Source organism: Streptomyces sp. KL109B, assembly GCF_030766935.1.
In the GTDB taxonomy this organism is placed as follows: Bacteria; Actinomycetota; Actinomycetes; order Streptomycetales; family Streptomycetaceae; genus Streptomyces.
The window spans coordinates 108,757-121,681 of the sequence record NZ_JASERL010000006.1 but is presented as its reverse complement, the minus strand read 5'-3'; the positions used below and the strand labels follow the sequence as shown (position 1 = coordinate 121,681).

Below are 12,925 nucleotides of genomic sequence, written 5' to 3'. Positions count from 1 at the left end.
TGCGGGACGGTGCGCGACAGGGTCTGGCGGGCGCCTAGATGGCGGTGACGATGCGCTTGGCGAAGAGGTCGAAGTCGCCGCTCCGGTCGCTTCGCCACAGGACCCAGATCCCCTGGCCCGGCACGAGCACCGGGTGCGGGTTCTGGTCGTTCGCGGGGTTGGAGATCACCTGCTGGGCCGAGCCCCACACGGAGGTGGCCGGATCGCGGCGGCGCAGGAAGATCTCGTTGCCCGCTCCGACGACGTTCCGGGCCGCCAGCAGGTACACGGTCCCGTTGGCGTCCCGGGCCGCGGCGGGCTGGATGTCGGTGTCGCTGCCGGGGACGGTGCCGATCGAGCCGGTCTGCCAGCTCCCGCTCGCGGCGTTCACGACCTTCAGCTGGGTGTCCTTGTAGAACACCATCGCCTCGGTGGCGCTGACGCCGACCACGAAGGGCTCGGCGCCGGCCAGCGGGGTCGGAATGATGTGGTCGACGGCCGAGCCCGCCGCCGCGGTGGGGGTCAGCCTGCCGAGCGTCATGGTGTTGCCCGCGGTGGTGACGTAGGCGAACCACACCACTCCCCCGGCCGCCGCGGCGTGCAGGCCACCGCCGGTGCCGGACACGGCGGGGGCCGGAAGGGCCACCGGGGTCGCGTCCACGAACGTGCTGTCGGTGTGCCGGTAGCGGCGGAAGAACCAGCCGTTGCCCGCCGCCTGCCGCACGAAGAACGTGATGATGTCTCCGGTCAGGACCCCGAACGGGATCTCGTCCGCGGTGCCCGCGGTCGCCGACAGGGTCTGTTCCGGGGCGCCGGGCAGTCCGGCGAGGGTGGCGCGTTTGAAGACCACGTCGGTGGTGGCGTTCAACTGGAGGCCGTTCTGATAGGCGACCACGAACTCGCCGCCCGGCAGCGGCACCACCGTCGGTTCGACGTGGGTCGAGCCGCTGGTGACGGCGACCGCGGTCTGGAATCCGGCCTCGGGCGCGGCGAGGTCGAGGCGGGCGGCGAAGATCTGGTTGACGCTGCCCACGCGTGGTGAGAACCAGAACGCGGCGAGGCCGTTCAGGGAGTCGAGCACGAACGCGCGCCGGATGGTGTCCGAGCCGGGCCCCGGCGAGACCGGCAGGTCGGCCGTGGTGGGCAACTGCCCGGCCAGCAGGGCGTTCACGGCGTCGCGCACGCTGATCGGCGGCCGTCCCACGCCCGCCCGGTACTCGTACGGGTCGACGCCGAGGACGTCCGTGATCAGGCTCGCCGGTGGCAGCAGAAGGCGGCGCTGGCGCCGGTCGACGATCTGGGTGTCGGAGATGACCGCCTGCCCGCCGGGGCGGTTGAGCAGCGCCAGCGTCGCGTACGAGTGTCCGGCGAGGTGCGGGCCCGGCGCGGACACGGGGTAGGCGCGGACCACCCACTCGCGGCGGGTGCGCGCGCAGGTCTCGACGCCGAGCCCGGCGTGCACCAGGGCGGGCTCCTCGTCGGGGGTCAACAGGCGTTCCCACACGTCGAGTTCGACGAGCACCTGCTGGTCGGCGCCGGGTGTGGTGAGCGGCGCGATCACCGGTACGCCGAGCTTGGCGGCCAGCGTCGCCGAGCCCGGCTGGCTCTGGTGCAGCGGTTGCGCGGTGAACGTCAAGTCCGCCTTGAGCAGGACGTCCAGGCCGTCGACGAGGAAGCGGCCGACCTTGCGCAGCGCGGTCTCGGCGTTGGAGAGCGTCCCCGTCGGCCCCTGCGTTCCGGCCCGGACCGTGAAGTCGTTGGCCAGGCCGCCGGTGATCCGGTAGCCGTCGTTGCCGTCCGGGACACCGTCGCCGACGTACCACTTCAGGAAGGCGCGCAGCTCGAACTTGCGGATGTCGTCCAGCAGGTTCCAGTCCGCGTCCACGATGGGCACACCCTGCTGGAGCCGGACGTTGACGTGCGCGAGCAGCGGGTCGAAGGTGCTCGGCGTGATGGTGGCCATGGGGTCGACTCCTTGCGGTCAGAAGACCAGCCAGATGGTGCGTTCGAGGGTGCTGGCGGGGTCCTTGGCGATGGCGATGTGGGTGCGGTAGTTGATGAGGACGTCGGTGCCGTTGAGCCGGGCCATCAGGCCGAATTCGCGGAGTGTGCTGGTGGCGTGGAAGGTGTCGGGCCAGGCGGGGACGCCGGGGCCGAGGGTCGCCTTGAGTTGCAGGGTTCCGGTCGGCTGCGCGGAGATGGTGCCGTTGGCCGGGTTGATGAAGTCCATCTGGAGCTGGGCGCGGGGCACGAGGTGCGGGTGGGGGTCGACGAGCGCCGTCTGCGTCGGTGCGGGGTTCGGCGGTCCGCTGCCGTCCCAGGCGGCGAGGCCCGCGCCGACCGCGAGGCCGATGGTCGCCTCCGACGTGGTGGGTGTGCCGCGGACGAACCCGGCGAGCAGCCGGCGGCAGTCGGCGACGATCGTGTTGCGCACCCAACCGCGGTCCCACACGGGGCTGTTGTCGGCGGCGTACAGCACGTCGTGGAACTGGCCGTGGAGTCCTTCGGTGGCGTATTCGCTCCGGGGCCCGGCGCCCGTGTCCTTCGTGGTCATCGGCTTCGCTCCGCATCACGTCATTGCAGGGGTGGTTGGTGGGTGCGCCGGCGCAGGCTGCCGAGGTCGGTGGGGTCGGCGGTGGTGCCGGTGGCCTCCGGGTCGGCGGGCGGCGGGGCGGACAGGAGGGCGCTGCCGATGACTCCCCAGCCGGGCAGCAGCACGGCGGTGCTCTCGCCCGGTACGCCGAGGTGGTCGATGTCGGGGTGCTCGTCGGCGTAGGTGTCGGCGAGGTCGGCCGCGGCGGGGTACACGAACTCGACCTCGGCGCGCGGCGCGAGGCGGACGACGGTGCGGACGTTGAGCGGGACGAACCGGCGCAGCACCGCGCGCAGCCGGTCGGCCATGCTCTCGTCGAGGAGGCCGGAGACGGCCTGGGTGAGGTGGAGGCCGACGGTGGTGCGGGTGTAGACCTCGTCGTCGCGCAGCGGGTCGGCGGCGGTCTCGCCGGCCGGCCGGTGCGGGGTGTAGGAGACGAGGTCGTCGAAGGCGCCGAGCCGCCGCAGCCGGTCGAGGTGGGAGAGCACGACGGTCGTCGACCCGGCGTAGCGGTGCAGGGTTCCGGCGTCCTGGAAGGGCCCGGAGCCGACTCCCGCGTGGCCGACGGAGCGGTCGCCTCGGTACAGCAGCCACTGGACGCCGTCGACGGTGACGGGCGCGGGCCAGGTCTCGGTGGGCGCACCGGTGGTGATCTCGGTGGCGGCGCCGCCGACCGGGATCGCCCACAGGTGGGGGCCGCCGCCGCGGTCGGAGCGGAAGAACACCCGGGGCGGCAGGCCGGGTCGTACGGTGAGCGCGGGTTCGCGGTCTCCGGTGGTGGAGTCGGGTGGTACGGGGGTGAGTTCGGCCTCGGCGCTCCATCCGCCGCCGGACGGCTTGTCGCGCCCGCGCAGTGACCAGGCGGCGCCGCCGACGGAGCCCTGCCTGGCCCACACGGCGCGGATCCGGCCGTCGGGTTCCCGGCCGAGGCTCGGTTCGCGGCTGGAGAGCACGCCGCTGGTGAGCGCCTCGTCGCCGGACCAGGCGCTGCCGTCGAAGCGGACGGTGCGGATCTGCCAGGCCTGCCCGTCGTGGCGCGCGTACGCGAGTTGGACGGCGGCGGCGTCGGCGGTCGCGGCGAGGTCGGCGATCCGGCCGGGGGTGATCGCGGTCAGGGGCTGGACGGGCCCCCAGTCGATGTGGTCGCCCCAGTCGCCGGTGGCCGTGGAGTTGTCCGGGCCGAAGCCGAGTGCGGTCGCCGCCGTCGAGGCGCGCAGGTCCACGGTGAGCCGGGCGTCGCCGCCGCTGCCGAGGGAGCTGAGGCGCAGCGCTCCGCCGGGTGCCGCCGAGGCGGTGACGACCGCGGCGAGCCGGGCGTTGATCACGGCCAGGACGTCGGTGATGCCCGGGGCGTCCGGGTCGGCGAAGTCGGTGCGGGCGAACTGGGCGCCGTAGGACCGGCCTTGGGCGTCGCGCAGCACGAGGTACGAACCGTGCGGGATGGCGAACGGCGTGCCCCGGTCCCCGGTGAGCACGGCCGGTCCTGGCTCGCCGGTGGTGCCGACGGCGAACCGCACCTGCGCTTCGGGCGTGCCGGGTTGTTCCACCCAGGCCAGCAGCATCCGGCCCGGCTGCCCCGCCCCGGCCGCGGGCAGCGCGGCGGCGGCCGGCTCGCCGCCGGTGAACAGCGGCACCGAGTCGCCCCACTGGCCGCCCCGGTACGCCTTGACGTGCACGCGGCTCACGGGTGCGGCGGGCGGGGAGGGCGAGCCGCCGGACGCTCCCAACTCGCCTTCGGGCAGGCCCACTTCGCCCGGTACCGGAGGCCGCGGGAACGGCCGGCCGGACACGGCGCGGCGGGCGGCGGCGTCGGTGGGCGGGCCGAGGGGGTCGCAGACGGCGTGGAAGACGTGGAACGAGGCCGGACCGGTCGGGACGACGGAAAGGCGGCCGCGCGGGGCGCCGTCGAGGGTGACGAGGCTGGACTCGGCGGGTTCTACGCGGAGGGTGCCGGTGTGGGCTTCGAGCCTGAGGCGGCCGTTCGCGAGCGCCGTCACGGTGAGGTCGCGGAACTGCCGGTCGAGGGCGGCGGCGACCTCGGCCGCGCTCGCCGTGGTGAGGTCGGTGGCGGCGAACCGGGCGGTGACGGGGCCGGTGGCGTCCGTGCTGACGGTGAGTTCCATGCCGGGGCGGAGGGCGAAGGGGCCCGCGACGGTGCCGGTCACGGCGGACGCGGTGGTCGGCGGGGTGAGGCCGAGGAGGTCGGCGGCGTCCTGGGCGGCCGACCAGCCGGCGCCCGTCTCCCGCAGCGCGAACACGTTCTGCTGGGGCGCGTGGTGGGAGCGGGCGAGGTGCTGCGCGTACTCGGCGACCCGCACCTGCCAGCCCGTGTACCGGGTGACGATGGACCGGAGGTTCGGGACGGTGCCGACGCTCCGGTAGAGGGTGGGCGCGGCCCGGATCTCGCCGCGTTGGAGGAAGACGGGCAGGGTGTGGTCAGTGCGCCAGTCGAGGAAGGCGGCCATCGGTTCCAGGTAATCGGGCGGTGTCCGGTCGATGTCGCGCAGTTGCCGCAGGCCTTCGGCGGTGCCGCGGGTCAGGGCCAGTGGTGCGGCCGCGGCGGCCAGGTAGCGGCGCAGTTGTCCGGCGCCGCGCAGCTCCGGGGGCAGCGCGCGCAGCCGGTCCTGGACGGTCGGGTCGAGGGCGTGTATCTCGTCGGGTCGCAGTGGGCGGTCGTCGCGCTGGTGGACGGCGGGGAGCATGCGGTAGAGGCGTTCGACGAGTCCGTAGTCGTCGGTGGCGAGCGCGCTGGCGCGGGCGCCTTCGCCGGTGTGGAACGCCGTGCCGTCGAAGGTGAACACCGTGTAGTAGAGGCGGGTTTGGGGGGTCAGGCCGGTGTCGACGAGCGCTTGGACGATGGGGGCGGTCTCGTCGTGTACGAGGTCGCCGTCGTCGGGGTCGAGCGGGAACGTGCGCTCGCGCCTGACCACGCGGACGCCGACGAGGAAGCCGCCGTCGAACGCGGCGACCGGTGGATTGGTCCAGCGCAGCTCCACGCTCCGGCCGAGCAGGCTCGGCACGGCTCGCGCGCCGGTGGGCGCGCGTGGTTCGGCGGCGGCCGGGGTCATCGGGCGACACCGCCCTGGATCACCAGGCGGATCGTCTCCGGGTAACCGGGCCTGGCCAGTTCGAAGGGTTCGAGTTCGATGACGCCGTCGGCGTCCACGCCGCCGTCGGCGGTGCGGCTGAACTGGGTGACGGTCAGCGACGCGACCTGCGGCAGGCTCTGCAGCACGTCGTAGACGCGGCTGAGGAAGAGGGACTGGCCGAAGTCGATGGCGTCGAACGCGATGAGCCCGGCGGTGGCCGCGGTGACGGCGGCCCGCACGTCGTCCTGGAGGTAGAACGGCTCGGCGCGGATGACGGCTTGGAGGAAGATGTCCGCGGGTTCGGGGCCGAGCACGCGCAGCACGCTGCCGGCCATCCGGGAGGACTCGAACGCGGTCAGCAGGTCGCGGCGCAGCAGTTCCGAGGGCTGCTCGACCCGCCCGCTCGGTGCCACGTACAGCAGGACGTCGTTCCAGTTGAGGGCGACGGCGCGGGCCTTGCCGACGCCCGGTGTGCGCAGCGCGAGTTCGACGTAGTCGTCGGCGGTGACGGCGCGGTTCTGGGCGCGGTAGAGGCGTGGCGCGAGGTCGCGGGCGCCGACGACGCTCTCGCCGACGGCTCCGCCGCTGCCGCCCGCGGGTGCGGTGATCTTGCGGAGGGCGCTGATCGACGAGGTGAAGGCGGTGCCGGGCGGGACGTTGCCCTGCGGGCCGCCGCCGACGCGGTAGGTGGCGTGCACCTCGACCTGGTCGAGTCCGCTGCCCTTGGGCGGGATCGCGCCGTTGACGCCGTCGCCGAACAGCAGCGTCACGGTTCCGTCGGCGCCGCGCTGGACCATGAAGCACCGCTCGGCGGGTCCTGCGGTGGCGAGGGTGCGTACCTCGTGCCAGAGGGTGGGGCCGCCGGGGCCTGTGACGGTGGTGGTGATCGAGCCGGCGATGACGGGGTGCTGTCCGAGGGGGTGGAGCTGGTGGGGGCCGCCGTCGGAGGTGCCGATCAACTCGCTGGTCACGGTGCTGCCCTCGACGGCGCTGACCGGCAGGAACCAGCGCAGGTTCTCCTCGATCGTGGGGCCGAGGACGTCGCTGGTGAGCGTGGTGTCGCGGACGGACTCGAACCGTACGCGGTCGTCGGTGCCGGTGGCGGTGGCGGTAGCGGTGACGGTCTCGGCGAGGAACACCGTGCCGGCCGGGATCGTCAGCGGCAGCGCCTGCGCGGCGTCCACGGCGACGGCGAGGTCGACCGTGGCGGGCGGCGCGGGGCGCAGCTCGTAGCCGAGCAGGCGCAGCAGTTGGACGAGGGACTCGGGTTCGTCGCTGGTGGCGGGGAACAGCTGCGAGGCGATCCGGGACTGGTAGTAGAGCGTGATGTCGCTGGCGTACGCGAAGAGTTCGATGAGCAGCACGCCGAGGTCGTTCTCGGTCTGGTCGGTCCACTCGGGCAGGGTCTGGCGGGCGATGGCGAGCATCGACTCGCGCAGCGCGTCGTAGCCGAGGTTGGTGTAGTCGATGGGGAGTCCGCGCACCTCGGTCATGTCGGCCTCGGCAGGGTGAGTGCCACGTGCTGCGCCAGGGCCTCGGAGTCGATGACGTAGTCGAAGGTGACGGTGAGTTCGGACGCGTCGTGGGTCAGCCGGACGGGGCTCGTCAGGCGGGCGAGCGGCAGGTGGGCGCGCAGAGCCTGCTCGATCTCGTGCCGGACGAGGGTGCGCAGGGTGTGGTCGTTGGGTTGCTGGAGCCGGTTGTGGACGCCGCCGCCGTAGGTGCGGCGCAGCAGCCGTTCGCCGAGGCGGGTGGAGAGCAGGTGGCGCAGGTCGTCGGCGACCTTGTCGGCTCCGGTGCTCTGCCGTACGCGGCCGTTCTCGATGCGGAACGGCATGGACATTCCCCGGAGCGTGGTCATCGCAGCTCGCCTTTCAGGCTGGCCGGGGCGGCCGGAGTGGTGGTGGGGACGGCGAGGCCCGCGATCGCGGCCTTCAGGGTGGCGCCGCTGGCGGGCAGGGCCGGGTCCCAGGCGGCGAAGGCGGTCTTGAGTCCGGCGTCGAAGGTCCGCAACTGCTCGACCTCGTCGCGGAGTTCGGTCAAAAAGCGCCAGAACGTGGCGTCCTGGTCCGCGGCGCTGACGGTCTCGGCGTCGACGGTGAGGATGCGGTGGACGGCCCGGCCGAGCGCGTCGAAGTTCGGTCGTACGTCGTCGCTGTCGACGTTCTTCCCGGCGGGCGGGGTGAGCGCGTCGAGGCGTGCGCGCATCGCCTCGCGCAGTTCGCCGGCGCAGATCGTCTCGTCCGGTCCCAGGCTCATGACCGCCCTCTCACGCCATGACCTTGACTTGGGTGCTGAGGGTGATCGGCACGGGGGCGCCGAGGTTGCCGACGCCCTGGTCGGTCAGGTGCAGCACGGGCTGCTTGCCCGCGCCGAGGAGCACCGTCGGGCCGTCGACCTTCACCGCCGAGGCGCTGAGTTCCAGGGTGGAGGGGCCCGCCTCCGCCTTGACCGCCGCCGCTTCCAGCGTCACCTTGGCGACTCCCTTGCCGTGCTTGATGTGCACGGCGTCGGCGGTCAGCTCGACGACGTGTTTGTTGGCGCCGTCGGTGAGGGTGACGCCGTTCTTGTCGAAGGTCAGCTTGTGCGCGTGTTCGCCGTCGGTGAGGACGACCGATTCGCTGCCTGAGGTGTCGTCGAAGATCAGCAGATGCCCGCTCGGCGTCCTGAACGCCCGTACGGTGGGCGGGTTCTTGGCGGCCTCCGGCGCGAAGGTGCCCGGGATGTGCTGTACGCCGGTCCACAGCGGGAACGCGGGGTCGCCGCCCTCGAACTCCACCCAGATGTGCGTGCCGTTCTCCGGGACGAAGAACATGCCGTACGGCAGCGCCGCGCGGGCGGGCACCGGTTCGTCCGGCGGGAAGATCGTCGGCACGGACACCTGGAGGACGCCCAGCTTGTCGGCGTCCCTGTTGTCCTCGACGGTGCCGCTGTACTTGCCGAAGTACTGATCAGCCACGGTTCCCCCACTCTCACCGCGCGGCCTTTCTCACCGCACGGCCTTGAAGTCGGTCTTGTAGCCGGAGGTGTCGAGGGTGTGCGTGACGCTGGTGAGGTACCAGTCGCCCGCGAACCGCTCGTGCACCCCGGCGATGGTGACGTTGCACTTGGCGCGCATCCAGATCGAGCCGACGGTCGTGCCGGTCGCCGACATTCCGAGGCGGCGTGACTCCAACGCGCCTGCCTTGTCGTCCAGTTGCTGCTGGGTGCCCGCGACGGCGCCGGTCCTCGGCTTGGGCTTGGCGAGCTCCTTCTGCAGCTTCTCCCTGGCCCGTACGCCCACTTGGTAAAGCGCGTCGATGCGGTCGAGGTCGGCGCGGTTGGCGCGGGTCGACACGTCCGGGGCGAGTTCCCAGATGAAGACGTCCACGGGCGGGGGCTGCGGCGTGTTCACCTGCTTTCCGCCGTCGTCGATGTCGTGGACCTCCTTGACCCGGTCGATGTAGCTCGCGTCGAAGCTCGGGGTGAAGGACAGCAGGTTGCTGCCGACGCCCTGCCGGTAGCGCAGGACGAGCTTGTCGGCCCGGTTGATGTGCAGGATGCGCCGGTCGGGGATGAAGTACAGGACCTCGCGGCCCTTCTCGTCGAGTTCCACGAAGCACTTGGCCTGGTACTTCTTCGCGAGGTCCTGGAGGAAGGCGAGGTCCGTCTTCGCGTCCTGGTTCTCCCCTGTCACCTTGGGGTCGGGGCTCAGGTTGGCGACCACGTCGGCGAAGCGGTACGGCTGGCCGATCTTCTTGACGAGGGCGTTGACGGTCGTCTTCGTCCAGTTCTTCTTCTTCTCGACGAGGCCCATCTCGATGGACTTGTCCTCGCCCTTGATCTTGAGCTGCGGCACGCCGTTCTCGGGGTAGGACAGCTCGACCTTGGTGATCAACGCCCGTAGTACGAGGGCGTGTTGGTCGGGTTCCGCGTAGCCGAGGTCGATCTCGGCTACGCAGCCCTCCATGAGCGCGTCCGCGTAGATCATCCGCGGGTCGTTGACCGTCACGGTCACGCTGTCCGCCAGCCGGTCGTCCTCGACGACCTGCACCGAGGACACCCACGGCGTGATGTCCTGGCCCGTGACCGCCTGCCCCGCGCCGCCCCCGCCGGCCTGGTCGTTATCGGACCGGTCCTTGATGACCACGGAGAAGTACGGCATCCTCGCGGGCAGTCCCGGTGTGGCCATCTAGAAGCTCCTCGCCCGGTTGGCGCGGGTCACCTGTCCCGGCGCGGGCAGCCGCAGCTGCTCGCCGGGTGTCAGGTCGAGCGGGTACCGCAGCGGGTTGACGTCCAGCAGTCGCCACCACAGCTGCTCGTCGCCGAGCCTGCGGCGGGCGATCAGGTCCACCGCCTCGCCCTGGCGCACCTGGTGGGTCCGCTCCCCTGCGGCTCCCGTGGCGGTCAGGCGCAGGCCGACGACGTGGCGGCGGCTGCCGTCCGGGGCGGTGACCTCGAAGACGGGAAGCCCGGTGAACCGGGATCCTCGTGGCACTGGCGCTGCCATCAGAACAGACCTCCGCTCGCGGCGTCGGGGTTGTACGGGGTGAGCTCCACACAGGTCACCTGGACCTCGGCGCGGACCGGGTCGAGTTCGGGGCCGTAGAGCTTCTCGGTGATCTGGAGGTCGGTGACCACGCAGTCGACGACGCGCTCCCCGAAGCCGAACCGGCAGGTCGGCGGCGCAGTGAACACCGGCTCGGCGGCGGCGAACAGGCCGGTGAAGCCGTCCGGTTTGCCGTTCGCGTCCTGCCAGTTCTCGGTCTGCGGGTAGGTGAAGGCGCGGTACTTGTTCAGTTCGGGCGCGATGCCGCCGCGTTCGTCGCGGGCGATGTCGATGTCGTCGTCGGCGGGCCCCTTGAACAGCCCGTCGATCGTGACGGTGAACGACAGGGTGCGCTCCCCGCCCGCGCTGTACTGCTTGACCGGCATGAGCATTCCGGGCGCGCCGAGCGTCGCGTACGAGACCGTCCGCTTGTCCGTGACCTGCGCCGGGTTGTACTGGAACTGCACCAGGATCTCCGGGTCGAGGCCCACGCTCACGAGGAAGCCGCGGACCGGGTTGCGCAGCGCCGTCATGTCCTCACCTCCCCTACGCCGTTGGCCGGGCGCCGGTGCGGAAGTCCTGTTCGGACCGCAGGGCGCCGAGTCGTTGCTGGAGCTGGGCGATGATGTCGTCGCTGAGCAGCGCCGCCGAATCCGCTTCCAGGCGCTCCGCGTTGACGTTGACCGTGATGCCGCCCTCGACGTGCACGGACTGGTCGACGGAGCCTGCGGGGGCGGCGGCAGCGGCTCCGGTCGGCAGTTCGGGGCGGGCGCCGGCGGCGGGCAGGGCCGGGAGTCCGGCGGGCGCGGCGGACACCGCGGGTGCGGCGGGTGCCGCGGCGGGCGGCGGGGCGGCGGCCCCCGCCCTGCGCTTCTCGTCCTCCTGCTGCGCCTGCGCCACGACCTTCTCCTGCGCGGCGATCTGCGTCTCCAGGCCGCCGGTGACCTGGCCGCTCGCGAAGGCGGCGTTGACGTCGATCGTCGGGACCTCGCGCGGCGGGATCAGCTTCGTCTCGACGGGGACCTCGGGGACGAGTTCGGCGCGGTCCAGGCCGACGAGGTCGCCGATCACGCTGTCCGCCAGCTTGTTGTACTGCTCCAGGACCCAGTTGATGACCCCGATGAAGAAGTTCTGGATGGCCACGCCCGCGCTGATGAACGCGTTCAGGATGGAGATGCCGACGTTGGCGACCGATGCCGTGATGACGTCCCACACCTGCCCGATGACCGTGCCGACGCCGACGAAGAACAGGCCGATCCGCTGGGCCTGGACGCTGATGAAATTGGCCGCCCGCAGCACGGCGAGCTTGATCTCGTCCCAGTACGCGATGATCACGACGATGATGCCGATGATGCCCAGCAGGGACGCGGCGACGGCGAGCCACGGGTTGTCCCGCAGCGCCGCCTTGACCTGGTCCCAGTAGACGATGAGGAGCGTGATTGCCGCGATCAGCGCGACGACCGCGATCACCACGAGGACGACCGGGTTCATCGCCATCACCGCGTTGAACACCGCCTGCGCCGCGGCCGCGATCTGGGTGATCCCGGAGAACGCCTGGAGGACCTGTCCCGCCTGGCTGACCACGCCTCCGGCCGCCGCGAGCAGATCCATGTAGTCCTTGGTGGACTTGAGCGGCTTGTTCCACGCCTCGCCGAGCGCGGTGACGGAGCCGTAGAGCTGCGGGATCGCGGTCAGCGCGGTGCCGAGCGCGTTCGCACCGGCCGAGACCTTCTCGCCGAGCGCCTTCGCGCCGTGCTCGGCGGCTGCCGTGCCGGCCTTGTCGAGGGCGCCGGTGACACCCTTCTCGACCTTCTCTTCGAGGCTCTCCACGGCGGGCGCGAGGTTCACGCCTCCGGCGGCCTGGGTGGCGGCGTCGGCGACCTTTCCTGTCGGGCCGAAGAGGGCCTCCATGGCGGGGTGGAAGTCGGGGCTGTGCGACGCCGCTTGGAGCGCCACCATCGCGATCGGGCCGTCCGGGGTGAACAGCCAGCGGATCGCCGGCTCGAAGATCTGGCCCATGGTGTCCTGGAAGCGCAGCCGCTCGAAGCCCTCCTTCAGCAGCATCGGCGAGAACCGCTCGTCGATCATGCGCCGGTACAGCGCGGTCAGCTGGCCCTCGATCCGGGTGACGACGTCGGGGGTGAGCTGCACGGTCTCGGCCTGCACGGTGCTGGTCCGGCCGCCGACCGCGTTGACGATCACATCGCGCATGACCTGCTGCTGGTCGAACAGGCGGTTCGCGAACTGGGTGGTCTTGGTCTCCGCGTTCGCGGCCAGCGTGAGGTTCGCGTTGTCGACGACGCGTTGCAACTCCCGGGTGGTTTCGGTGATGTGACCGATGATCAGGCCCCGGTTCTCGGTGATCGTGATGCGGATCCGCTCCTCCAGGCGCGCCTCCTGGCCGTCGATCCTGGCCTGCACGAACTGCTGGAGCTGGGCGAGGACATGCGGGATCTCGCCGGAGACGATGCCCTGTCCGCGCACCAGCTCCTGCAGTTGGCCGATCGCGGCCAGCAGGCCTTCGAGTTCCATGCGGTCGCTTTCCCGTACGTCCGGAGCCGGTCGTGTGCGGTGCCGCCGTTCAGCGGGCGGCCTTCTCGATCGCGGCGCGTTCCTCCTGCAGCTGCTCGGACAGCCGCCGCGCGTAGTACCACCGGTCCTCGGTCGGCAGGGCGAGGATGTCGTCGTGGGACCAGTGCAGGTGGTAGGCGAGGAAGAAGACCTCGCCGCGCAGGC

12 protein-coding genes are annotated in these 12,925 nt (G+C 71.9%); all 12 read right to left on the bottom strand.

Annotated features, from left to right (window positions below; all coding sequences use genetic code 11):
* Positions 1 to 34 precede the first annotated feature (34 nt).
* Genes RBJ65_RS21465 through RBJ65_RS42140 form a run of 12 tightly spaced genes read right to left on the bottom strand, consistent with a single transcriptional unit; the run spans position 35 to position 12,923 of the window.
* Positions 35 to 1,942: a DUF6519 domain-containing protein gene (locus RBJ65_RS21465; protein WP_306316870.1), complete on the bottom strand. Its 1,908-nt coding sequence runs from the start codon at positions 1,940 to 1,942 to the stop codon at positions 35 to 37.
* Positions 1,943 to 1,960: 18 nt separating this feature from the next.
* Complete coding sequence (locus tag RBJ65_RS21460) at positions 1,961 to 2,533, bottom strand: hypothetical protein (RefSeq protein ID WP_306316871.1); 573 nt, start codon at positions 2,531 to 2,533, stop codon at positions 1,961 to 1,963.
* Between the two features lie 20 nt (positions 2,534 to 2,553).
* Positions 2,554 to 5,640: a phage tail protein gene (locus RBJ65_RS21455; protein ID WP_306316873.1), complete on the bottom strand. Its 3,087-nt coding sequence runs from the start codon at positions 5,638 to 5,640 to the stop codon at positions 2,554 to 2,556.
* Complete coding sequence (locus RBJ65_RS21450; protein ID WP_306316874.1) at positions 5,637 to 7,154, bottom strand: baseplate J/gp47 family protein; 1,518 nt, start codon at positions 7,152 to 7,154, stop codon at positions 5,637 to 5,639. The genes RBJ65_RS21455 and RBJ65_RS21450 overlap by 4 nt, the downstream gene beginning before the upstream one ends.
* Positions 7,151 to 7,522, bottom strand: coding sequence for a GPW/gp25 family protein (locus RBJ65_RS21445; RefSeq protein ID WP_306316875.1), 372 nt, complete (start codon positions 7,520 to 7,522; stop codon positions 7,151 to 7,153). The genes RBJ65_RS21450 and RBJ65_RS21445 overlap by 4 nt, the downstream gene beginning before the upstream one ends.
* The gene (locus RBJ65_RS21440; RefSeq protein ID WP_306316877.1) at positions 7,519 to 7,920 is read right to left on the bottom strand and encodes a hypothetical protein; all 402 of its coding nucleotides are present in this window, start codon (positions 7,918 to 7,920) and stop codon (positions 7,519 to 7,521) included. Before RBJ65_RS21440 ends, RBJ65_RS21445 begins: the two co-directional genes overlap by 4 nt.
* A 10-nt stretch (positions 7,921 to 7,930) precedes the next feature.
* Positions 7,931 to 8,620, bottom strand: coding sequence for a phage baseplate assembly protein V (locus RBJ65_RS21435; protein WP_306316878.1), 690 nt, complete (start codon positions 8,618 to 8,620; stop codon positions 7,931 to 7,933).
* Positions 8,621 to 8,650: 30 nt separating this feature from the next.
* Positions 8,651 to 9,832: a phage late control D family protein gene (locus RBJ65_RS21430; RefSeq protein WP_306316879.1), complete on the bottom strand. Its 1,182-nt coding sequence runs from the start codon at positions 9,830 to 9,832 to the stop codon at positions 8,651 to 8,653.
* The gene (locus RBJ65_RS21425; RefSeq protein WP_306316880.1) at positions 9,833 to 10,150 is read right to left on the bottom strand and encodes a LysM domain-containing protein; all 318 of its coding nucleotides are present in this window, start codon (positions 10,148 to 10,150) and stop codon (positions 9,833 to 9,835) included. It lies immediately after the preceding gene.
* Positions 10,150 to 10,722, bottom strand: coding sequence for a hypothetical protein (locus RBJ65_RS21420; RefSeq protein ID WP_306316881.1), 573 nt, complete (start codon positions 10,720 to 10,722; stop codon positions 10,150 to 10,152). Before RBJ65_RS21420 ends, RBJ65_RS21425 begins: the two co-directional genes overlap by 1 nt.
* Positions 10,723 to 10,735: 13 nt before the next feature.
* Positions 10,736 to 12,721, bottom strand: a complete 1,986-nt coding sequence (locus RBJ65_RS21415) for a hypothetical protein (protein WP_306316882.1) — start codon at positions 12,719 to 12,721, stop codon at positions 10,736 to 10,738.
* A 49-nt stretch (positions 12,722 to 12,770) separates the two neighbouring features.
* Positions 12,771 to 12,923: a DUF6760 family protein gene (locus RBJ65_RS42140; protein WP_372341197.1), complete on the bottom strand. Its 153-nt coding sequence runs from the start codon at positions 12,921 to 12,923 to the stop codon at positions 12,771 to 12,773.
* Positions 12,924 to 12,925: the final 2 nt, after the last annotated feature.